General features: G+C 71.9%; 18 protein-coding genes. 10 read left to right on the top strand and 8 right to left on the bottom strand.

Annotated features, from left to right (window positions below; translation table 11 throughout):
• The first annotated feature begins 25 nt into the window (after positions 1 to 25).
• The 4 genes from OG272_RS12730 to OG272_RS12715 all read left to right on the top strand — a co-directional run bounded on the left by OG272_RS12730 (position 26) and on the right by OG272_RS12715 (position 3,204).
• Positions 26 to 391, top strand: coding sequence for a helix-turn-helix domain-containing protein (locus OG272_RS12730; protein ID WP_149822629.1), 366 nt, complete (start codon positions 26 to 28; stop codon positions 389 to 391).
• 125 nt (positions 392 to 516) lie between these two features.
• A complete protein-coding gene (gene thiE, locus OG272_RS12725) occupies positions 517 to 1,161 on the top strand; it encodes a thiamine phosphate synthase (protein ID WP_405893316.1) in 645 nt (214 codons plus the stop codon).
• A 100-nt stretch (positions 1,162 to 1,261) separates the two neighbouring features.
• Entirely contained in the window at positions 1,262 to 2,185 is a 924-nt protein-coding gene (metF, locus tag OG272_RS12720) for a methylenetetrahydrofolate reductase [NAD(P)H] (protein WP_326583424.1), read from the top strand.
• A 56-nt stretch (positions 2,186 to 2,241) separates the two neighbouring features.
• Positions 2,242 to 3,204: a hypothetical protein gene (locus OG272_RS12715; RefSeq protein ID WP_405893313.1), complete on the top strand. Its 963-nt coding sequence runs from the start codon at positions 2,242 to 2,244 to the stop codon at positions 3,202 to 3,204.
• A gap of 25 nt (positions 3,205 to 3,229) precedes the next feature.
• Here the strand turns inward: OG272_RS12715 and OG272_RS12710 are convergent, their stop codons facing one another.
• The 4 genes from OG272_RS12710 to OG272_RS12695 form a co-directional block, all read right to left on the bottom strand.
• Positions 3,230 to 4,744: a phytoene desaturase family protein gene (locus OG272_RS12710; RefSeq protein WP_405893311.1), complete on the bottom strand. Its 1,515-nt coding sequence runs from the start codon at positions 4,742 to 4,744 to the stop codon at positions 3,230 to 3,232.
• A 427-nt stretch (positions 4,745 to 5,171) separates the two neighbouring features.
• Complete coding sequence (locus OG272_RS12705; protein ID WP_326583427.1) at positions 5,172 to 5,804, bottom strand: TetR/AcrR family transcriptional regulator; 633 nt, start codon at positions 5,802 to 5,804, stop codon at positions 5,172 to 5,174.
• A 35-nt stretch (positions 5,805 to 5,839) separates the two neighbouring features.
• On the bottom strand, positions 5,840 to 7,924 hold the full coding sequence (locus OG272_RS12700; protein WP_405893309.1) for a YhgE/Pip family protein: 2,085 nt from the start codon (positions 7,922 to 7,924) through the stop codon (positions 5,840 to 5,842).
• Positions 7,896 to 8,801 (bottom strand): ATP-binding cassette domain-containing protein, encoded by a 906-nt coding sequence (locus tag OG272_RS12695; protein WP_405893307.1) that lies wholly within the window; start codon positions 8,799 to 8,801, stop codon positions 7,896 to 7,898. Before OG272_RS12695 ends, OG272_RS12700 begins: the two co-directional genes overlap by 29 nt.
• Positions 8,802 to 8,977: 176 nt before the next feature.
• Between OG272_RS12695 and OG272_RS12690 the strand changes: the two genes are divergently transcribed.
• The 3 genes from OG272_RS12690 to OG272_RS12680 all read left to right on the top strand — a co-directional run bounded on the left by OG272_RS12690 (position 8,978) and on the right by OG272_RS12680 (position 11,109).
• On the top strand, positions 8,978 to 9,517 hold the full coding sequence (locus OG272_RS12690) for an SAV_6107 family HEPN domain-containing protein (protein WP_326583430.1): 540 nt from the start codon (positions 8,978 to 8,980) through the stop codon (positions 9,515 to 9,517).
• Positions 9,518 to 9,648: 131 nt separating this feature from the next.
• Positions 9,649 to 10,419: a methyltransferase gene (locus tag OG272_RS12685; protein WP_326583431.1), complete on the top strand. Its 771-nt coding sequence runs from the start codon at positions 9,649 to 9,651 to the stop codon at positions 10,417 to 10,419.
• A 288-nt stretch (positions 10,420 to 10,707) separates the two neighbouring features.
• The gene (locus tag OG272_RS12680; RefSeq protein WP_326583432.1) at positions 10,708 to 11,109 is read left to right on the top strand and encodes a DUF3040 domain-containing protein; all 402 of its coding nucleotides are present in this window, start codon (positions 10,708 to 10,710) and stop codon (positions 11,107 to 11,109) included.
• Positions 11,110 to 11,720: 611 nt separating this feature from the next.
• On the opposite strand, the gene OG272_RS12675 is transcribed toward OG272_RS12680, so the two are convergent.
• From OG272_RS12675 to OG272_RS12660, 4 genes are all read right to left on the bottom strand, one after another.
• Positions 11,721 to 14,249: a DUF3488 and transglutaminase-like domain-containing protein gene (locus OG272_RS12675; RefSeq protein ID WP_327730154.1), complete on the bottom strand. Its 2,529-nt coding sequence runs from the start codon at positions 14,247 to 14,249 to the stop codon at positions 11,721 to 11,723.
• Positions 14,246 to 15,604 (bottom strand): DUF58 domain-containing protein, encoded by a 1,359-nt coding sequence (locus OG272_RS12670; RefSeq protein WP_326583434.1) that lies wholly within the window; start codon positions 15,602 to 15,604, stop codon positions 14,246 to 14,248. Before OG272_RS12670 ends, OG272_RS12675 begins: the two co-directional genes overlap by 4 nt.
• A complete protein-coding gene (locus OG272_RS12665; RefSeq protein WP_327730156.1) occupies positions 15,601 to 16,641 on the bottom strand; it encodes a MoxR family ATPase in 1,041 nt (346 codons plus the stop codon). Before OG272_RS12665 ends, OG272_RS12670 begins: the two co-directional genes overlap by 4 nt.
• Before the next feature lie 285 nt (positions 16,642 to 16,926).
• On the bottom strand, positions 16,927 to 17,472 hold the full coding sequence (locus OG272_RS12660) for a carbonic anhydrase (RefSeq protein WP_326583436.1): 546 nt from the start codon (positions 17,470 to 17,472) through the stop codon (positions 16,927 to 16,929).
• Positions 17,473 to 17,799: 327 nt separating this feature from the next.
• Between OG272_RS12660 and rsmH the strand changes: the two genes are divergently transcribed.
• The 3 genes from rsmH to OG272_RS12645 all read left to right on the top strand — a co-directional run bounded on the left by rsmH (position 17,800) and on the right by OG272_RS12645 (position 21,450).
• The gene (gene rsmH, locus OG272_RS12655; protein WP_327730157.1) at positions 17,800 to 18,756 is read left to right on the top strand and encodes a 16S rRNA (cytosine(1402)-N(4))-methyltransferase RsmH; all 957 of its coding nucleotides are present in this window, start codon (positions 17,800 to 17,802) and stop codon (positions 18,754 to 18,756) included.
• Positions 18,757 to 18,868: 112 nt separating this feature from the next.
• On the top strand, positions 18,869 to 19,477 hold the full coding sequence (locus tag OG272_RS12650) for a hypothetical protein (RefSeq protein ID WP_327730158.1): 609 nt from the start codon (positions 18,869 to 18,871) through the stop codon (positions 19,475 to 19,477).
• Between the two features lie 191 nt (positions 19,478 to 19,668).
• A complete protein-coding gene (locus OG272_RS12645; RefSeq protein WP_405896013.1) occupies positions 19,669 to 21,450 on the top strand; it encodes a peptidoglycan D,D-transpeptidase FtsI family protein in 1,782 nt (593 codons plus the stop codon).
• Positions 21,451 to 21,468 lie beyond the last annotated feature (18 nt).

Raw genomic sequence — 21,468 nt, 5'->3', positions numbered from 1 at the left:
AGTCCCAGATGGCAGTCTTGGAGACGTGACCGAGATTGACGCAAAGATCGATGCTCTCGTCCCCGCGTGGCTGACCCTCCCCGACATCGCAGAGATGCTGGACGTCGAGGTGACCCGCGTGCGGCAGCTGGTGAAGGAAGGCCAGCTCATCGCCGTACGCCGTGGTGAGAACCGCGCGCTGCACGTCCCCGCCGCCTTCATCGACGGGGACAAGGTGGTCAAGGGCCTGTCCGGCACCCTGACCCTGCTGAGGGACGACGGCTTCACCGACGAAGAGATGCTGGAGTGGCTCTTCACTCCGGACCCGAGCCTGCCCGGAACCCCGGCCCAGGCCCTGAGCGAGAATCGCGGCACGGAGGTGAAGCGCCGCGCCCAGGCGCTCGCCGTCTGACCCGAACACCGGAAACACCCGAAAATCTGACGCAGCCGCCTGTACGGCGTACGGGAGCCGGGCCCGCGAGGGCCCTGGCTCCCGCACGCCGCACCGACAACGCACCGCCAACGGGGGACACACGCATGCCCGACGCCGCCGCACAGCTCGCCGACGCCCGGCTCTACCTCTGCACGGACGCCCGCAGGCGACAGGGCGATCTGCCCCAGTTCCTGGACGCGGTCCTGAGCGGCGGCGTGGACATCGTGCAGCTGCGCGACAAGGGCATGGAGGCCGCCGAGGAGCTGGAGCACCTCCAGGTCTTCGCGGACGCGTGCCGCCGGCACGGCAAGCTGCTGGCCGTCAACGACCGCGCGGACGTGGCGCACGCCATCGGCGCGGACATGCTGCACCTCGGCCAGGGCGACCTTCCCGTCCCCGCCGCCCGCGCCATCCTCGGTGCGGGTGTCCTGATGGGCCGCTCCACCCACGCCGAGGAGGAGGCCGCCGCCGCGGCCGTCCAGGAGGGCGTGGACTACTTCTGCACCGGCCCCTGCTGGCCCACCCCCACCAAGCCCGGCCGTCACGCCCCCGGCCTGGACCTCGTGCGGTACACCGCCGCCCTCGGCACCGACCGCCCCTGGTTCGCCATCGGCGGCATCGACCTCGGCAACCTCGACGAGGTCGTCGAGGCGGGCGCCCGCCGGGCCGTCGTCGTCCGGGCGATCACGGAGGCCGACGACCCCGCCTCCGCCGCGGCGGAGTTCGCCAAGCGTCTGCGCGCCCTGTAGTGGGTCCACGGCTGTCCAAGGCGTGGACAACAGGTCGGCAAAACGGACAAAACCCCCGCCTCTGGTTGGGGGACGACCCCGACCTGACTAACCTGCCGGTATGGCCCTAGGAACCGCTTCTACCCGGACTGACCACGCACGCACCGTGCGTGACATGCTCGCCACGGGCAAGACCACGTACTCCTTCGAGTTCTGGGCGCCCAAGACGGCGAAGGGCGAGCGGAACCTGTGGAACGCCCTCCGCAGGATCGAGGCGGTCGCCCCCAGCTTCGTCTCCGTGACGTACGGCGCGGGCGGCTCCACCCGGGCCGGCACGGTGAAGGCGACCGAGCAGATCGCCGCCGACACCACCCTCACCCCGGTCGCCCACCTCACCGCGGTCAGCCACTCCATCGCCGAGCTGCGCAACATCATCGGCCAGTTCGCGGACGCCGGGATCCGCAACATCCTCGCGGTCCGCGGCGACCCGCCCGGCGACCCCACGGCCGAGTGGGTCGCGCATCCGCAGGGCCTGACCTACGCCGCCGAACTCGTCCAGCTCATCAAGGAATCGGGCGACTTCTGCGTAGGCGTCGCGGCCTTCCCGGAGATGCACCCGCGTTCCCCGGACTGGGACAGCGACGTGGCGCGCTTCGTCGACAAGTGCCGGGCCGGCGCCGACTACGCGATCACCCAGATGTTCTTCCACCCGGACTCGTACCTGCGTCTGAGGGACGCCGTCGCGACGGCCGGCTGTGAAACCCCTGTCATTCCGGAGGTCATGCCCGTCACCAGCGTGAAGATGCTGGAACGGTTGCCACAACTCAGCAACGCCGCCATCCCGAACGCCCTGAAAGAGCGGATCGTCACAGCCAAAGACGATCCGGCCGCTGTACGCTCCATTGGCATCGAGTTCGCCACGGAGTTCTGCGCGAGGCTGCTGGACGAAGGAGTCCCCGGACTTCACTTCATCACCCTGAACAACTCCACCGCGACTCTGGAAATCTACGAGAACCTGGGCCTGCACCATTCACCACGGGCCTAGACCGGTCGCACTCGCGTACGACACACTGCGTAGCGGCTACAGGGAGAGGGGCGTACATGGGCTGGACGGTCCTCTACATCGCGTTCGGTGTCGTCGCGTTGTGGCTGCTGGGTGAGGTGCTGCTGCAGTACAAGGCGCGCCTGCGCTGGCGACTGCTCGCCTTCGCCGGTTTCCTCGGAGTCGTCCTCGGTGTGCTGATCCCCAACGTGATCGTCATCGCGCTGGGCGCGATCGGGTTCGCGATCGGGCAGACCTATGTGACGCTGTCGTTCCGCCGCGGCTTCGAGGCCGGCTGGGCGGTCCGCCCGCGCCCCGGTGAGGGCGAGGAGGGCGGCAGGCTCCCCAAGGTCGGCAAGAAGCGGCGGCGCGGCGAACCGGACCGCCAGGACCCGACCCTGGAGGTCACGGACCTGGAGGCCACGGCCGCCGGAACGTACCGCCAGGACGACGGTCGGCTCGACGACGACCGCGACGACGACGTGTTCGTCCGCCCGGGGTCCCTGCCCTCCGCGGCCGGGACGAACACCGTCTACTCCCCGGAGCCCCTGCCGGACGACACCAGCACGTACGGCGTCTACCGCGACGACAACGCCTACGCGGGCGCCGCCGGCCAGCCCTACGCGACCGCCGACCAGTCCGCCCAGGACGAGGCCTTCGCCTACTACGGCTACGACCAGCAGGGGTACGGCTATGACCCGTCCCAGCAGCAGTACGCCGCCTACTCCGACCCCTACATCGGCACGCAGACGTACGACGCCACGGCCTCGTACGACCAGTCCTACGGCCAGCAGGGATACGGCCAACAGGGCTACGGCCAGGACCAGTACGGCAACGGCGGCTACGGCGGCGAGACCCCGCCCGGTGGTGTCTGGGTTCCGCAGCAGCGCAACACCGACGACTCCTTCGGCTCGGACCTCCCGTCGGACCAGCAGTACCCGTACCAGGGCAACGGCAACGGCAACGGCAACGGCAACGGGAATGGCCAGAACGGCTACGACGAGCAGCAGTACCGTTTCTGAAGGGCCACCCGGGTCGGGGTGAGCCTCACTGGGAGCCGCGGAAGTCCGGCCCCTCCACGATCAGTCCGGACACCAGCGCGCCCGACATCCCGGCGTGCGGGAGGCCGCCGCCCGGGTGGGACCAGCCGCCGACGGTGAACAGGCCCGGTGTCGCGGTGCTGTTGGACGGATGCAGCAGGCGGCCGTCGGCCGCGGCGAGCGCCGGGGCGGGGACCGCGCCGCCCACCGCACCGGTCGTCCGCGCGATGTCGGCCGGGGTGCGGACCTCGTGCCACAGGAGGCGCTCGCGCAGGTCGGGTACGGCGCGCTCGGCGGCGCTGATCAACCACTCCGCCTGATGATCGAAGACATCCGACTCGGCCCAACCGAAGTCGGGTTCGGCGGGGACCGGGCACGTGACCGTGACCGCCTCATGCCCGGAGTCCGGCACCAGTCCCGGATCGTCGGGGCGCAGCACCGTCACCGTCGGCCGCGCGACCATCCCGTGGGAAGGGCCGAACAGGAGGTCCAGCTCACCGTCGCGGTCGTCCGTGTGCACCACCGTCCGGTGCGCCGCGCCGTCCGGCCGGGCACCGCGCAGCGCCAGCAGCACGGTCAGACGGCTCGTCGTCCCCCGCTGGGCGGGTACCCCGCCCGCACTCCGCACGGCCGACGGCCGCACCCATCGGCCCAACACCTCGGGCGCGACGCCGGCGACCACGAAGTCGGCCTCGGCCACCGTGCCGTCCGACAGCTCCACCCCGGCCGCCCGGCCGTCCTTCTCGACGATCCCCGTGACCTCGCCGCCGAAGACGAACTCGACCCTGCGGGCCAGGCACCGCTCGTACAGGGCCCGCGCCAACTCCCGTATGCCGCCCCGGACGTACCAGGTCCCGAAGGCGTGCTCCATGTACGGCAGGACCGCCGCGCTCGCCGGGACGGTCCTCGGGTCCAGGCCGTACGCGAGGGCGTGGCTCTCCAGCAGGGCCGTCAGCCGGGGGTCGCGCAGCTCCCACGCGCCGATCTCGGCGAGGGTGCCGGCGCGGCGGGTGCGCAGGAGCCGCTTGTGGGGCACGGCAGGGTACGGCTCGCGCTCGGCGAGGACCTGCCAGTCGGGCCACAGCGGCTCCTCCAGGAGGGGCCGCCGGGTGCGGTCCCAGGCCTCGCGGGCCCGCACCAGGAAGTCGCCCCAGCGGTCGCCGGCGTCCGAGCCGAGGGCGGAGTTCAGGGCGGTGACCACGCCGGCGCGCGAGGCGTTGGGAAGCAGGAGGTCCGTGCCGTCCGCGAAGACGTGCCGGGCCGCCGGGTCCACCTGGACCAGGTCGACGCACTTCTCCAGCGCTTCCTTGCCGGTCTTGAGGAACAGATCGCGGTAGACGGCGGGCAGGGTCAGCAGCCCCGGGCCCGTGTCGAACGCGAAGCCGTCGCGCTCGTGACGACCCACGGCTCCGCCGTAGGTGGCCGTGCTCTCGTGCACCACCACTCGGTGGCCCGCGACGGCCAGCCGGGCGGCGGCTGCCATGGCGCCCAGGCCGGCGCCGATCACCGCGATTTTTGCCATGCCAGGACCTTATCGGCCGCCGCTGACAGTTCGATCTCGCGGGACAGCTCGGGGGACAGCTTGCGGGACAGCTCGGGGCGCGGGGGAGTACGAGCGCGGACGTGATCGTCACCAGTTGGCGGCAAGGGGGTCTGAGGGTGAGTGCCCAGGGCTGAGTACCCGTACTCAGCCGGTGAGATGAGTAGGCGCGCGGATGGCCTCCGACCTGCGCGAACGAGAAGGTGGAGGCACGGGAAGGGGCGCGGCTCCGGTACCGCCGGCACGGGGCGGCGGAACGGCTCTCGCGCTCTTACCGCTCCTTCCGTCGACGTGAGTCGGCGGGAGCGAGGCACGGGGGAGACGGGGGAACGGGGAAGCGCCGGTTCGAGGTGGCCCGCGGGGGACGCGGCCAGGTCGGACCGGCGCTCTCGTCTGTGCCCCGGTCCGGTCAGCGGTGCCCGCTCACCCGGCCCTGGAGCAGCCGGGACAGCGCCGCGTGGACGTCGTCCAGGGAGCGCTCCGGCTGGAACGCCTTCCAGTCCAGGGCGGCCACCAGGACCATACCGACCAGGGCGGCCGCCGTCAGGCCGACGTCGATCTCGTCGCTCAGCTCGCCCCTCTCGACGCCCTCGCGCAGCACTCCCTCGACGACCGCGACCGCCTGCTGCCGGACGACCATCAGCGTGGACTGCCAGGCGCGGTTGGTGCGCCACAGCTCGGCCACGTAGAGCTGGGTGAAGGACGGGTAGCGGTCGATGAACAGGAGGCCGGCCCGGATCATCGCGTCCAGGGCGTCGACGCTGCTGCCGCTCTCCTCCGCCGTCCGCTCGGCCGCCTCCCGGAGGGAGGCCGTGAGGAGACCCACGCCGTGCCGCAGCAGCTCCTCGAAGAGGACCGACTTGCTCGCGAAGTTGTAGTAGACCGTGCCCTTGGCGACGCCGGCGCGCTCGGCGATCTCGTCCACCGTCGTGGCGGAGAACCCCTGCTCCGCGATGAGGGTGACGGCCGCTTCGTAGAGTTTCTGCCGGGTCGCCTCGCGGCGGCCCCCGCCTGCGCCGCCGGGGGCGTTGCTGCTTTCCATGGCCCTGATTGTCACAGGAACCGTGCCGTGCGCGGTCACAGACTCAACTCCGGGTGCAGTCGGTCCAGCGTCCACACCTGCTTGCGGCGGGCGGACAGGGCCGTGAGGGCGAGGGCGCCGACGGTGAAGGCCGCCAGCACCGCGCACGCCTGCCAGACGGGGCCCAGACCGCCGCCCGTGATGAGCCTCCTGAGGGCGTCGACGACATGGCTCATCGGCAGGAAGGGGTGGACCGCGTTGAAGAAGTCCGGGCTGGTCTGCACGGGATACGTGCCGCCCGCCGACGTCAACTGGAGCATCAGGAAGGCGAGGACGAGGATCCGGCCCGCCGCCCCGAAGCGCGCATTGAGCCACTGCACGATCGCCGCGAAGCACGCCGTCACCAGGAACAGGAAGCCCACCGTCCCGGCCGCCCGTGCCATCTCCAGGCCGACCGCCCAGTGCAGTACCGCCATCAGCGCGACCGTCTGCAGCACGCCCAGGGCGGCCACCGGCAGCCAGCCCGCCAGCGCGATCCGCCACGCCGAGGCACCCGCCGCGAGGGCCCGCCGGTTGAGCGGCTGGATCAGCATGTACGCCACCATCGCGCCCACCCAGAGGGACAGCGGGATGAAGTACGGGGCGAAGCCGGTGCCGTAGTTGGGCGCCTTGTGCAGGTCCCTGCTGGCCAACTGCACAGGGTCTGCCATCACTTCGGTACGCCGGTCGCGGTCCCGCTCGTCGTAGTCCGGGATCTGCTCGGCTCCGTCGTGCAGACCGCCCGCGAGCTTCCCGGAGCCGTCGGCCAGCTTGTACATGCCGCCCTTGAGGTCGACCGCGCCCGTCTTGAGGTCGCCGACGCCCGTGTCCAGGTCCTCCGCGCCGGTCTTCGCGGTGCCGAGGCCGGTGTGCAGCGTCTTGGCCCCCTTGGCGACCTTCGTGGCGCCCTTGTCGAGCGCGTTCACCTTGGCGACGGCGTCGTCGAGGTCCGTGGAGAGGGTGGGCGCCGCCTTCGCGAGGGCGCGGGCCTGCTTCTCCAGGGTCTCCAGGTCCTTGTCGAAGGCCTTCATGTCACCGTCGTAGTTCTTCACCACGGTGTTGACGTCCTCGGCGAGCACGGCCGCCTCCGCCGCCGCGTCCTTGGCCTTCTTGAGGTCCGCGCAGGCCGCGTCGGGCAGGACCGCCTCCTCGCAACGGCGCTTGTGGACGTCGTCCAGGGTCTCGGAGGCGGCACGGGTGCCGGTCTCGGCGGCCGGCGCCGTCCTGACGAACGCGCCGAGGTGATCCCGGATCGTGGCGGCCGAGTCGGCGACCAGGGTCGCGGTGTCGGCGATCGTGTCGCCGTTCTCCTTCAGGAAGGGCCGTACCTGGTCCGCCGCGGCGCCGACCTTGTCGGCGAGCTTCCCGGTGCCGTCCGCGACCTGCTGGGCGCCGTCCTCCAGATCGCCCGCGCCCTCGTCCAGGTCCTTCAGCCCGCCGGACAGCTCCCCGCTGCCCTCCTTGGCCGTCTTCAGCCCGTCCGCGAGGTCCCTGGAGCCCTTCTCCGCCTTGTCGATCCCGCCCTTGAGATCGTCGGCGCCGTCCGCCGCCTTCTCGGTCTCCCCGTGGATGTCAGAGAACGAGATGAAGATCCGGTCCAGGAACGACCGCGAGGCCTTCGTCGACGCCGCCGTGCGCACCTCCGAGAACACCGTCCGCGAGATCTGCCCGACGATGTAGTTGTTCGCGTCGTTGGTCCGCACCTGGAGGGCGCCCGTCTCCGGCACGTCCCCCGAGCTGGACGCGATCCTCGCGCTGAAGTCCTTCGGCATCGTCAGCGACAGGTAGTACGTGCCGTCCTCGACGCCCTCACGGGCCTCGGCGGCGCTCACCCGGTGCCACTCGAAGGTGTCGCTGTCCCGCAGCCCCTTCGCGATGTCGTCGCCCGCAGTCAGCCTCTGCCTGCCCACCGACGCCCCCTCGTCGTCGTTCACCAACGCCACGGGAATGCGGTCCAGACGGCCGTACGGGTCCCAGAAGGACCACAGGTACAGGGCGCCGTACAGCAACGGCAGCAGCAGGAGCGCGACCAGCGCGGCGCGCGGCAGCTTCCCCCGGCCGAACCGCCTGAGCTCAAGCGCGGCGAGTCTCGGCGAACGCATCGGCCGTCTCCTTGTCGTGGTCGTGGTCGTCGTTGTCGGTTCCGTCGGTTCCGTCGCTGCCGTCGGGGGCGGGGGCGGGGGCGGGGTCGGGGGCGGGGTCGGCATCGGGGGAGGGGGCTTCGCGTACGTCCGCACGCGCGCGTGCGTCCTTCCCCGGTGCCGACGACACGACGACCGCCCCCTGCGGGGCCTCGCTGCACACCGCCACGACCGTGATCCCGGACTCGGTGAGGGACCTCAACAGGGCCCATGTCTCGGCCCGTTCGGCGTCGGAGAGCTTCAGGTCGGTGTCGTCGACGCCGAGCAGCCGGGGCCGGCCGACGAGGGCGAGGGCGACGGACAGCCGCAGGGCCTCCATCCGGTCGAGGTCGCGTACGGCGGTCCTGGAGCCCTTGGGCAGGGCCTCGCGGTCGAGCCCGGCGGCGGCCAGCGCGGTGTCGACACGGAGCTTCGCCTCGGCGGCACGCTCGGCCCGGGGCAGCAGCAGCCACCGCAGGGAGCCGTCGAACCGCCGCTGCAGCAGCGCCCGTTCGCGCAGGTGCTCCCCGACGGTCAGAGCCGGGTCGAGGTCGGTCACACCGGGGACGTGGGCGAGGGCGCTCATCCGCCGCACGGCCGCCATCCGCTTCGGCAGCCGCAGGGAGCCGACCGTGGCCTCGCCCTCGCTCGGCTTCATCCGTCCGGTGAGCGCGAGCAGCAGACAGGTCCGGCCCGATCCGGACGGCCCCTCGACCGCGACCAGCGAGCCGGCCTCCGCCTCGAACCCGACACCCCGGAACGCCCAGCCGCGCGGCCCCTTGAGCCCGAACCCTTCCGCGCCGACGGCGACACCGTGGGCCGTCCCCTGCCCCGCGTCCGCCTCCCCTGGCTCTGCCATGTCCCCCAAGCCCCTCTGCCTGTTTTTGAACTGACTGGTCAGTGCAAAAACTACTCCGAACCTCTGATCGAAGCAAAAGTGCAGGTCAGAACGGATTGTCAGTGGCATACCGCACGATGAGCACATACGGCACCTCGTGTCAGAGCGTGTCGTCCGAAGACGACAGGAGGTTCGTCATGGCCAGCTACCACGCAGCCGCCGCCAACCGGCGCCGCGCGACCGGCCCTGCCCCCTCACTGACCGGCCCGGCGAGCGACGTGCACCCCGTGCTGCGCCGGGCCACGGCCCCACCCGCCGCCCTCGACCTGCTCGCCCAGGCCCGCTCCGGACTCGACGAGGCGTCCGGACTCCAGACGCCCAACGAGCGGTACGCCACCGCCCACCTGGCCGCCCTGCGCACCGCCGCCGCGGTCCTCGCCGCCCGGGGCCGCCCCGAACCCACCCCCAAGCGCCGCGCCAAGATCCGGAGCGCCTGGGAAGTACTCCCCGAGATAACGCCCGAACTCGCCGAGTGGAGCGCGCTGTTCGCCTCCGGCGCCGCCCGCCGCGCGCGTGCCGAGGCGGGCATCCAGGGCGCTGCGAGCGCGCGTGACGCCGACGACCTCATACGCGACGTGGCGATGTTCCTGCGCCTGGTCGAACGGATGCTGGTGCTCCAGCCGGTGCTGCCGCAGCCCCGGCAGGACGCCGCCCCGGGGGTCCCGGACGCGGGCTGACCGACCGTCCCTGCGCCGCCCATTAGGGTTGGGGCATCCGCACCCTCCGCCGCGGCCATCGGTCCCGGCGGAGGCGCAAGCCCATCGCTCCGCCGCACACCAGGCGGTGCCGCGCCGAGGAGTCAACTGCCGTGTCGGACCCGATGCGACCCCGAGCCTCTCTCCGTACCGCCGTGGTCTGGGAGGTCCTCCAGGACGCCCTGGACCGCCGGGTGAAGGCCACGGGACGAGAGTCGCTCGACGTGCTGGACACCGGGGGCGGCAGCGGCAAGTTCGCGGTGCCCGTCGCCCGTCTCGGCCATCGCGTCACCGTCGTCGACCCCAGCCCGAACGCGCTGTTCGCGCTGGAGCGCCGGACCGCCGAGGCCGGCGTCGCCGACCGCGTGCGGGGCGTCCAGGGCGACGCCCACGGCCTCTTCGACGTCGTCGAGCGCGGCGGGTACGACGCCGTGCTCTGCCACGGCGTCCTGGAGTACGTCGACGACCCCGCCGAGGGCATCGGCAACGCGGTCGCCGCGCTGCGCCCCGAGGGCGTCCTCAGCCTGCTCGCCGCCGGCCTGGGCGGCGCGGTGCTCGCGCGGGCCCTCGCCGGGCACTTCAAGGAGGCCCGCCAGGCGCTCGACGACCCGAACGGACGCTGGGGCGAGGGTGATCCGGTGCCCCACCGTTTCACCGCCGAGCAGCTCACCGCGCTCGTCGAGGGCGCGGGCCTTCAGGTCGCCGCCGTGCACGGCGTCCGGGTCTTCGCCGACCTGGTCCCCGGGGTCCTCGTCGACACCGAGCCCGGCGCCCTGGACGCCCTGCTCAAGCTGGAGGCGGCGGCCGCCGAACTGCCCGCCTTCCACTCGGTGGCCACGCAACTTCATGTACTGGGCGAGACGCGAGGGGCCGCCGAAGCCTGAGCCGTCTCCCGAGGCGGACGAGGGTGACCCGCTGATCAGGGGCTCGGCGGCGGATGGAGTACGCCACAGGCCCCCCGATCGGGCGCGGGGAGCCGTATGATCGAGGGAGACCGTTCCGGCATGACGGGCCGTTCGCTGGGGAATTCACACCTCAGCGAGTCGGAGTGCCATGGCGGGTTCCGGTTGGCGAATTGGCGTAGAGGGGCGGGTTTCAAGGGGGCGATTCCCTGCCTATCCTGAAGAGGACCCCCCGGGTCGCTCCGGCGACCGCACGATGAGGAGGACTCCGTGCCGCTCTCAGAGCACGAGCAGCGCATGCTCGAGCAGATGGAGCGAGCGCTGTACGCCGAAGATCCCAAGTTCGCGTCAGCGCTTGAGGGAAGCGGGCTGCGTACGTACACCCGGCGGCGGGTCTACCAGGCGGTCGCGGGCTTTCTGGTGGGTATCGCGCTCCTCATGGCCGGAATGGTCGCACAGCAGATCTGGGTCAGCGTGGTGGGGTTCCTCGTCATGCTGGGCTGCGCCGTGCTCGCCGTCACCGGTTGGCGCAAGGCCCCCAAGCCGGGTGAGCAGCCCGCCGGTGCCGCAGGCTCCGACGGTCCGCGTCGTCAGACGCGACAGCGCCGCTCCATGATGGACCGAATCGAACAGCGCTGGCAGCGCCGTCGTGACGAGCAGGGCGGCCACTGAGCCCGCCGGACAGCAGATCCGACAGCCACAGCTGAACACGGAGGAAGGGTGACCACCCAAGCGGCGGTCACCCTTCACGTATGCCCGAATCCGAACAACCGAGCTGCTCCGGGCGCGGGGTGCCTGGTGCACGTTGCGGGTTGCCCCGGGGAGGCGCGGCTGGGACTACGGCTGCGGTGAGTGGCCGAGCCGGGAGCCTGGAGCCGGGCACCTGAGGCTGTAGGCCAGGGCAGAAAGCCCCTGGAGAGCCGACTGAGCGCTGCGGCCCGTGCGGGGAGCCTGAGCGCTGCGGGCCGTCGGGGAGCCTGAGCGCTGCGGCCGTGCGGGAGGCAGCGGAGACTACGGCCGCGCGGAGGCGGGCGGGCCGGGAGACGGCACCGAGAGCGTCCGCCTGCGCTGGCCCTGCCTCTACCTCGCCCTACCCCCGACCTCGCCCTACCTCCGACCTCGCCCTACCTCCGACCTCGCCCTACCTCCGACCTCGCCCTACCTCCGACCTCGCGCTGCACCCTACCCAGGCTCTGCGCCCGCAGGGCCTGGCTTGTCCGCTCCCCTTACGCACGTCTGCCCCCACCGGGCGAACCCGGCGGGGGCAGACGTGTGCGGAGCCGCTAGCTGTTCTGGCTCGGCGAGGGGCGTCGCCAGGGCAGCCGTGGTGTCGGGATGCGTGACAGCAGTTCGTCCCGGGCGTCCGCCCAGCGGGCGGAGAGGGCCCAGGCCACCCGGATGGCCGAACGCGGCAGCAGCAGTGCCCGGAGCTTGGTCCGGCGCCCGGCGTGGGCCCGCAGGCCGCCCCCGACCTCGTGCGCGTCCCGGGCGAGGCCCGCCGGGATCTGCGGACGCGGCGCGAAGAGGACCTGCTCCACCGCCGCAGCCACCCGGTGCACCGCGTCCGCGGCCGACGGCTCGAGTTCCCCGAGCCGTACGATCCGCGCGGCGGCCTTGCGGGGCGTCTGCGACTCGTCCGGCGCGATCCCGTAGTCCCACGCCGTGTCGGTCACCTCCTGCCAGGCGGCCAGCGCATGGGCCGCCGCGGCCTCCGTACGGCCGTACGCGGCGTCCCTGCCCGGTGGTGCCAGGGAGCCCTCCGGTCGACTCCCTTCGACGGTCACTTCCCGCGCGGCAGCCGACCCGTGCGCCTCCTTCGGCAGCGCACCCGCGTGCGCGCCGAGCCGCACGGACCGGACCCGCAGCCGCCACAGCATCGGCAGCAACGGGATCGCCAGCAACAGGAGCGCACCCGGCAGGATCAACAGGGTCCAGGGCGAGAAGAACAGCAGGCCCCAGAACGAGCGCTCGCCGTCGTCCGAACCGGCCACGGCCGCCGCGGACTCACTCGCGCAGGCCCCCAGCTTCGCCTCCTGCGGCGTGCAGGTCTCACTCGCCGACGGCTCGGCCGACGCCGCCGTGGACGCCGACTGCGAGGGCCGCGGCACCTCGGGCAGGCCGCTGGTGCCGGAGTCCTCCGGGACCGTGTAGTCGGGAGTCGTACCGCGGTTGGGGGTCGGCTCGAAGCGGGTCCAGCCCACGCCCTCGAAGTACAGCTCCGGCCAGGCGTGCGCGTCGCGCAGCCCCACCGACATCGTGCCGTTCGTCTGCGGGGTACCGGGGGTGAAGCCCACGGCCACCCGGGCCGGTATGCCCAGCGTGCGGGCCATCGACGCCATCGCGAAGGAGAAGTGGACGCAGAAGCCCTCCTTCTCCTCCAGGAACCGGGCTATCGCCCGGGTGCCCGTGCCGGCCCGTACCTCGGTGTCGTACGTGAACTCGCCGCTGAACGCGAACCAGTCCTGGAGCTTCACCGCCCGCTCGTAGTTGTTCGCCGACCCCTTGGTGACCTCCAGCGCGGTCCGCGCCACCACCGACGGCAGCGAGGCGGGCACCTTGGTGTACTCCCGCCGCAGGGCCGGCGGCGGCTCCGGGGCCGAGGCCAGCTGCTCCGCCGTGGGCCGCACGATCAGGCTCTCGACCTTGTACTGGGCGCCCTTGGTGTCCTGGCCGTGGTCACCGACGAGGGTGCGCCCCACGGGCTCGTACCGCCAGTCGCCGTTGATGTCCACGCCGGTCACCGGGTACGGCATCGGCAGCCAGTTCTGCTCGTAGTCCTCCGCCGCGACGATCCGGGTCTCGATCGAGGTCCGCTTCACGTCCGTGGCGAGGCCGGTCGGGGTGCCGAAGTCGTCCGGCACCTCGGTGATGGAGCGCTCCGTCGGCGTCCAGGAGGTGCCGTCGAACTTGTCCAGGGAGACGATCCGCAGGTACATCTCCTGCACGTTGTCCGTGTTGGTGCGGTAGGACATGACCTGGCGGTCCTCGTCCACGTTCAGACTGTTGCGCAGCGACACCACCGGGTTCACCGCGGCGATCGTGCCGCCGCCGGAGCCGCCGCCGATGCCGGTGCCCGCGCCGGCCAGCAGCCCGCCGTCGAGGGAGGGCAGTCCGAGCGGCACCACCAGGGCGATACCCAGCGCGACCGCGCCGATGCGCCGCCCGGTGCGTACCGGGGCCACGGCGCCGCTCGTGGACTCCGCGCGCGGGCCGTGGGACGCGCCGCCGAAGACCCGGCCCCACTGCGAGAGCCGGTCGCGGCTCTCGGTCAGGAGGAGCAGCAGATAGCCGGTGGAGGCCAGCACGAACCAGAGCCACGCGGCGCCGTCGGAGAGCCCCGCGGCGACCGAGTACAGCGCGAGCAGGGGCAGACCGGCCGGGGCCGCGCTGCGGAACGTCACCGCGAGCGCGTCGACCAGGAGCCCTATCACCAGCACACCGCCGATGATCATCAGGCGGATGCCGTCGCTGAGCGGCGCCGGGATGGCGTACCGCCCGACGTCGTCGGCGCCGGTCTGCAGCAGCGTCGCGAAGTGCTGGAACGCCTCCGGACCGGGGACGATCCCGGCCACCGCCTGCTCCCGGGCGAAGACCAGCGTCAGCATCATCAGCATGACCAGCGCCTGCGCGGCCACGGTCAGCGGCCGGGCCAGCGGGACCCGCCGGGTGAGCGCTCCCACGCCGGTCAGCACGCCCAGCATGAGGGCCGCCTGGAAGATCCAGGTCGCCGGGTCGACCAGCGGCAGCAGCGCGCACGCCGCCATGATCGTGGCGGCCCAGGCGCACAGCGCCAGCCTCGCCCGCCCGCTCATGACCATCCCTCCCCGACGCTCCCGGACATCGCGCCGGTGCGCTGTCGGTCCGCCTGCCGCCACAGATCCGTCAGCGAGGCTCCGCGCGGCACGGTCAGCGCCGTCCAGCCCGCCTCGTGCAGCAGACGCAACGACTCCTCGCTCGCGCTCCCGGCACCGGGCACCTCACCCGGTTCGGTCGTCCACGCCTCGCTGTCCAGCAGGAAGGCGACCGCCCCACCGCTGCGCTGACGCATCTTGCCGATCACCGTCGCCTGCTCCTCGTCGAGGTCGCCCAGAAAGGCGATCAGCAGCCCCTCGTTGCCGCCGCGCAGCACGTCGTACGCGGGCGAGAGACCCTCGGAGTCCGAGTGGTCGATCACCGCGAGGGTGTCCATCATCAGCCCGGCCGCGTCGGCGGACTCCTGGCTGGCACCCGCGAACCCGTCGGCGCCCTCGCCGGGTACCGAGCTGCCGGTGTCCGTCAACAGCCGTACGGAGAAGCCCCGTTCGAGCATGTGGACCAGCATGGACGCGGCGCCCGAGACGGCCCACTCGAAGGCGGAGTCCGGGCCCGCGCCGAGGTACGCCTCGGCCCGGGTGTCCAACAGCACCGTGCAGCGGGCACGCTGCGGCTGCTCCTCGCGGCGGACCATCAGCTCGCCGTAGCGCGCGGTCGAACGCCAGTGCACCCGGCGGAGGTCGTCGCCGTGCCGGTAGCCGCGCGGGATCACGTCGTCGTCGCCGGCCAGCGCCAGCGAGCGCTGCCGGCCGTCGCCGTACCCCTTCGCCTCACCGCTCAGCCGCACCGGCGGCAGCGCCTCCACGCGCGGGATGACCGTCAGGGTGTCGTACGTGGAGAAGGACCGGGTCAGCTCGCACATGCCGAACGGGTCGGTCAGGCGCAGCTGGAGCGGTCCCAGGGGGTAGCGGCCGCGCAGATCGGAGCGGACGCGGTACGACACCTCGCGGCGGCCGCCCGCCTCCACCCGGTCCAGCACGAACCTCGGCCGCGGACCGAGCACGTACGGCACCCGGTCCTGGAGCATCAGCAGCCCGGTGGGCAGCCGCGAGACGTTGTCCATCCGCAGATGGACGCGGGCCTCGCTGCCGGCGGGTACGCGCGCGGGGGAGAGGCGGCGGCTGCCCGCGACCCGGTAGCGGGTGCGGTACAGCACGGCCGCACAGACCAGCGGCAGCACGGCGAGCAGCAGGCCCACCCGGAGCAGATCGCTCTGCCCGAGGACGTAGGCGCATATGGCGGCCGCTATGCCGGCGGCCAGGAAGGAGCGCCCGCGCGTGGTGAGGCCGGCGAGGGCCGTGCGCAGCCCGCCCTTGTCCTGCTCCGGGGTGGGCGCCGGCCCTGCGGTGGTCATCCAAGCCTCCGCGGCGGCTGCTGCGGATACGCGGGCGTGGCGTGGACCGAGCCGAAGCCGCTCTGCGCCTGGGGTGCCTGCGGTACGGGCGTGCGCTGGAGGATCTCCTGCACGACCTGCTCCGGTGTACGGCGGTTGAGCTGGGCCTGCGCGGTGGGCAGCAGCCGGTGAGCGAGGATCGACACGGCGAGCGACTGGATGTCGTCCGGCAGGGCGTACTCCCGCCCGCTGAGGGCGGCGGTCGCCCTCGCCGCGCGCAGCAGATGCAGCGTGGCGCGCGGCGAGGCGCCGAGTCTGAGGTCCGGGTGGGTGCGGGTGGCGCCGACCAGGTCCACCGCGTACCGCCGGACCGTTTCCGCCACGTGCACGTTGCGGACGGCCTCGATCAGCTTCACGATCTCGTGCGCGTGCGCCACCGGCTGCATGTCCTCCAGCGGCGAGGCCCCGCCGTGGACGTCGAGCATCTGCAGCTCGGCCTCCGGGCTGGGGTAGCCGACGGAGACGCGGGCCATGAAGCGGTCGCGCTGGGCCTCCGGCAGCGGGTAGGTGCCCTCCATCTCCACCGGGTTCTGCGTGGCCACCACCATGAAGGGGCTCGGCAGCTCGTACGTCGTGCCGTCGATCGTGACCTGGCGCTCCTCCAGGGACTCCAGGAGCGCGGACTGCGTCTTCGGCGACGCGCGGTTGATCTCGTCGCCGATCACGATCTGAGAGAAGATCGCGCCCGGCTTGAACTCGAACTCCTTGCGCTGCTGATCCCAGATGGACACACCGGTGATGTCCGACGGCAGCAGGTCCGGCGTGAACTGGATACGTCGTACCGAGCAGTCGATGGACCGTGCCAGTGCCTTGGCCAGCATGGTCTTGCCGACGCCGGGTACGTCTTCGATCAGAAGATGTCCCTCGGCGAGCAGCACGGTCAGCGAAAGCCGTACGACCTCAGGCTTGCCCTCGATCACTCCTTCGACCGAACTGCGGACTCGCTCCACAGTGCTGGTCAGATCAGTGAGGCTCGCTCGATCGTCATAGGTCGTCACCCGGCCCTCCTCGGCCCGTTCTTTCTCCGGGCCGACGCTCTGCGATGCGGAACGGCCCACCCCGAAACACGGACACCACGCGTGAACTGCTCAGCGTGACGCCACACCCGCATTCTTGCTGCCGTTACCAATCCGTGTCACTCGCCTGTGGACAACTGTCCGCGATATGTCAGCTTTGCGGTCTTTTAAAGAGCGAGATGCCAGCAGATTGACAGGAAACCGGGGCTGCTCCGGACCGCCCTCGAGCGGTAGGAGGGCGGTGCCGGTGACCCGGTTCGACAAAGCTCAGGCAGGGTCGATCTCTCGGAGCAGCCCCGACTTCACGTCGAAGACGAAGCCGCGTACGTCGTCGGAGTGCAGCAGGAACGGGTTGGTGCGCACGCGCTGCATGGACTGCCGTACGTCCTGGTCGACGTCCCGGAAGGACTCCACCGCCCAGGCCGGGCGCTGGCCGACCTCCGCCTCCAGCTCGGTGCGGAAGTCCTCGGTGAGGGCCTCCAGGCCGCAGCCGGTGTGGTGGATGAGGACGATGCTGCGGGTGCCGAGCTTGCGCTGACTGATGGTGAGGGAGCGGATCACGTCGTCGGTGACCACGCCGCCCGCGTTGCGGATGGTGTGGCAGTCGCCCAGCTCCAGGCCGAGCGCGTCGTGCAGGTCGAGGCGGGCGTCCATGCAGGCCACGACCGCGACGCGGAGGACGGGGCGGGCGTCCATCCCGGGGTCGGTGAACGCGTCGGCGTACCGCTGGTTCGCCTCGACGAGACGGTCGGTGACGGTGCCGTCGGATATGGCGCCTTCGGGGCCGGTGGGAACTGCTGCGGAGGTCGTCATAACCATGACGGTACTGGTCACGGCCGCTGAGGGCGCTGTGTGAGAGAGGACAAAGAACGCCATCGAGGCTTGTTGTGAGGTAACCCACAGGAGTGGCGGGATCACGGCCGTACGGGTGATTTCTCCTGATTCGCGGCATCGCCCGGGGGAGGCGTCGCGACGCGCAGGCCGGTTGATTGACCGCGAAGGGTCGTGGACTAAAGTGACGCCGAGCGGGAGGCGAGGCCCCCTGCTGGACCGAAACCCCAAGGAGATCCGGTGACAGCCCGGAATCTCCCCGCGTGCGCGGCGCGTACGTGCGGCTCGCGCCGGACCTGAGAGGGCCCCTTGAGCAACAGCCGCCACGTCCCCGTCATGCTCCAGCGGTGCCTGGACATGCTGGCCCCGGCCCTCACGGAGCCCGGCGCGGTGGTGGTCGACTGCACACTCGGCCTCGGTGGCCACAGCGAGGCGCTCCTCACCCGCTTCCCCGAGGCACGACTCGTCGCCCTCGACCGCGACAAGGAGGCCCTGCGCCTCTCCGGCGAACGGCTCGCCCCCTTCGGCGGGCGCGCCACCCTCGTGCACGCCGTCTACGACGAACTCCCCGACGTGCTGGACCGCCTGGGCCTCCCCCGCGTCCAGGGCGTCCTGTTCGACCTGGGCGTCTCCTCCATGCAACTCGACGAGGCCGACCGGGGCTTCGCGTACGCCCAGGACGCCCCCCTCGACATGCGGATGGACCAGACGACCGGCATCAGCGCGGCCGAGGTCCTCAACACCTACCCGCCGGGCGAACTCGTCCGGATCCTCCGGGCGTACGGCGAGGAGAAGCAGGCCAAGCGGATCGTCTCGGCGGTCGTGCGCGAGCGCGACAAGGAGCCCTTCTCCCACAGCGCCCGCCTCGTCGAACTGATCCGAGACTCCCTGCCGCAGGCCGCCAAGCGCACCGGCGGCAACCCCGCCAAGCGCACCTTCCAGGCGCTGCGCATCGAGGTCAACGGCGAACTCACCGTCCTGGAGCGGGCGATCCCCGCCGCCGTGCAGGCCCTCGCGGTCGGCGGCCGGATCGCCGTGCTGTCGTACCACTCGCTCGAAGACCGTCTCGTCAAGCAGGTGTTCGCGGCGGGCGCCGCCACCACCGCGCCCCCCGGACTGCCCGTCGTTCCCGAGCGCTACCAACCGAGGCTCAAGCTCCTCACCCGTGGTGCCGAACTTCCCACCGAGGAAGAGGTCGCCGAGAACCGGCGCGCCGCCCCCGCACGTCTGCGTGGGGCGGAACGCGTGCGGGAGCGCCTCGAATGAGGCGTACGAGGCGGCCGCACACGGTGCGTGAATGGGGACGGTGAGTGAGTCCGACAAACGAACTCGCGGGGACGGTGAGTGAGTCCGGAGAACGAACTCGCAGGGAGGGCGCGTGAGCAGGAAACCCGAACTGAGGGGCCGGGCCGCCCGTCTCGCGCGGCTCCTGCCCGCGAGGCCCAAGGGGGCCGCCCGCACCCCGTTCGTCCTCCTTGTCGTCCTGCTGCTGGGCGGCGGCCTCATCTGCCTCCTCGTGCTGAACTCCGCGCTCAGTGAAGGGTCGTTCAAGCTCGACGACCTCCAGGACGACGTGAAGAGCTACACCGACGAGGAACAGGCGCTCCAACGGGACGTGGACGCCTACTCCGCGCCCGACGCCCTCCAGCGCCGCGCCCGTGAGCTGGGCATGGTGCCCGGCGGCGACCCGGCCTTCCTGAACCCCGACGGCACGGTCAAGGGCGTTCCTGGCGCCGCCCAGCAGTCCGTGGCCCGTATGCCGCTCGTCCTCGCGCCCGAGATCCTCGACCCCGGCCCGCCGACGACCCCCACCCCCACCTCGGCCCCCACGCCCTCGGTCTCTCCGACGCGGCCGGAGCAGCCGACGCAGGCGGAGCAGCCGCTCCGGACGCCGGAGCCCGCGGCCACCCCGACTCCGACCCCCACCCCCACACCCACCAGCCCGTCCGTACAGTCCACCCAGCTCCCGACGACCCCCGGCAGGTGACGGAAGTGGCCGATTCAGGCAGGCAGCCCCCCCGCCGCCGCGTACCCGGGCCCGCCCGGCCCGCACGACCGGGCGGCCAGCAGCGCCGACCGGGCCCCGGCGCCCGCCCCGCCGCGCAGCGCCGCCCGGCCACGCCCCGGCAGCCGGCCGCGCGCACCATCCGGCTGGGCAGCCCCCGCCCCCGGCTGCGCATGGTGAGCCTCGCGCTGACCCTGGTGATGATCGCCTTCGTCGTACGGCTGCTCCAGGTGCAGGCCGTCGACGCGAGCGAGTACGCCGCCAAGGCCGACCAGAACCGGTACGTCGGCCGGGTGCTGGCCGCCGAGCGCGGCGGGATCACCGACCGCAACGGCGTCGACCTGGCGATCAGTACCGACGCCAACGACATCACGGCCGACCCGACGATGTTCACGCGCGAACAGCTGAAGATCGACGACGGACCCGAGCAGGCAGCCGCGCTCCTCGCGCCGATCCTCGGCGCGGACCAGCAGACGATCGCCGCCAAGCTGCGCACCGACAACACGCGCTACGTGCTCCTCGCCCGCCGCCAGACCCCCCAGGTCTGGAACCAGATCAGCGACCTGAAGACCGCGCTGGTCAAGAAGGCCGAGGACGAGAAGGGCACGGTCAACGTCCTGGCCGGCGTCTTCCAGGAGCCCAGCAGCAAGCGCGTGTACCCCAACGGTGACCTCGCCGCCGGGATACTGGGCTGGGTCAACGCCGAGGGCAAGGGTGGCGGCGGCATCGAGCAGCAGTTGAACCACCGTCTGGTGGGCAAGGACGGCAAGATCCGCTACGCCCAGTCCGGCGGCCGTCTGGTGCCCACTGCGGGCTCGACCGAGACCCCCGCCGTGGCCGGCTCCGACGTCGAGCTGACCATCGACCGCGACATCCAGTGGGCCGCGCAGAACGCCATCACCGAACAGGTGAAGAAGTCCAAGGCGGACCGCGGCTACGTGATCGTGCAGGACACCCGCACCGGCGAGATCCTCGCCATGGCCAACTCGCCCGGCTTCGACCCCAACGACCTCACGAAGGCGAACCCGGACGCACTCGGCAACGCGGCCCTCCAGGACGCCTACGAGCCCGGCTCCACCGCCAAGGTCATGTCGATGGCCGCCGTACTGGAGGAGAACGTCGCCACACCCGAGACGCACGTCACCGTGCCCAACCGGCTGCACCGGGGCGACCGGCTCTTCAAGGACGACATCGACCACCCGACCTGGTACCTGACGCTCAACGGCGTCCTCGCCAAGTCCAGCAACATCGGCACCATCCTCGCCACCGGCGAACTCGGCAGGAACCAGCGCGAGTCCAACAGGATCCTCCACTCGTACCTGCGCAAGTTCGGCATCGGCGGCTCCACCGGCCTCGGCTTCCCCGGCGAGACCAAGGGCATCCTCGCCGCGCCCGGCGACTGGTCGACCTCGCAGCAGTACACGATCCCTTTCGGCCAGGGCGTGTCGATGAACGCCATGCAGGCGGCCTCCGTCTACTCGACGATCGCCAACGGCGGCGTCCGCGTCGCGCCGACCCTCGTACGAGGCACCAAGGGACCGGACGGCCGTTTCACTCCCACTCCGAAGCCCGAGAAGACCCGGGTCGTGAGCGAGAAGACGGCGAAGACCCTCGCCCGGATGCTGGAGTCCGTCGTGGACGACGAGGAGGGCACGGGCACCAGGGCGCGCATCCCCGGCTACCGGGTCGCGGGCAAGACGGGTACGGCCAACCGTGTGGATCCGGCCACCGGCAGATATCGCGGCTACACCTCGTCGTTCGCCGGGTTCGCGCCCGCCGACAACCCGCGGATCACCGTCTACTGCGCGATCCAGAACGCCACCCAGGGCAACTACTTCGGCGGCCAGATCTGCGGACCCATCTACAAGGAGGTCATGGAGTTCGCCCTGAAGACCCTCCAGGTCCCGCCCACCGGGGCGAAGCCCGCGAACCTGCCCGTCGCCTTCACCCCCTGACCTGCCTCCTGACCACAT

Source organism: Streptomyces sp. NBC_00104, from assembly GCF_045160825.1.
Taxonomy (GTDB): domain Bacteria; phylum Actinomycetota; class Actinomycetes; order Streptomycetales; family Streptomycetaceae; genus Streptomyces.
Note: the sequence above shows the minus strand (reverse complement) of the source record. Positions and strands in the feature narration are given on the sequence as shown.